We start from the raw sequence: 771 nt of genomic DNA on the forward strand, positions 1-771 counted from the left end.
CCTTTTTTAGCTTTGATTTTACTAATATGAAGATTATTAAATATCATAGAAAGTTCTTTTATAATAGGGGCTAATACTTTTTGATTAATATTTGTCATACGGTAACTATTAGGAATATCTAGCCGTTCTCTAAAATCATCAATTTTAATTTTTACATAGCCAGTATGTTTATACTGCTTAAGTATTCTGAACATATGCTTAGAATATGTAGATTTAAGGTGTGTCATTTCTCGAAGTTCAAATTTAGTGAAGTTACTAGTTAATGAATTAATAATATGTTCTAAATCTGGATTAACACCAATAGCCACATACTCTTTATCTTTATAAATTTCTACTTTAGTAAAAAGAATAAATTTTCTAATAACATTCTCAGTTTCTTCTCTATATGTTAAAGAGAAAATTTTATCATAGAATTTTTCTAAATCTTGAATAAAAAGTTTTTTATCATGACTATAGTAATTACTTAATTCTTTTAATTCTTCAAATGACACGTTAACAGTCAAATTGCCTTTATCTTTCAATTTATTACACAAAGTAAAAAATAGATTAACTTCGGTATTATTAAATTTTCTCAATGGAACTAAATTCATATCATTTTTATATACTACTGTTTCTCCACTCAACTAACTTCACTCCAATCTAAAAGAAACCTTTACACAGTGAAGATTCCTATTAACTTTAATTGTAAATACTTATGATTGTTATGTTATAGACAATAATAACACAAAGAAACTTAATATAGAAAAAGTTCCTTTAGTTTAATGATTGGTT

1 protein-coding gene is annotated in these 771 nt (G+C 24.1%); it reads right to left on the minus strand.

Annotated elements, in window-relative coordinates; all coding sequences use genetic code 11:
- Positions 1 to 623: replication initiation protein (locus RV00_RS15915; protein WP_071863498.1), on the minus strand; the 623-nt coding region annotated here is incomplete at its 3' end.
- Positions 624 to 771: the final 148 nt, after the last annotated feature.

The sequence above is a fragment of the Enterococcus devriesei genome (assembly GCF_001885905.1).
In the GTDB taxonomy this organism is placed as follows: domain Bacteria; phylum Bacillota; class Bacilli; order Lactobacillales; family Enterococcaceae; genus Enterococcus_A; species Enterococcus_A devriesei.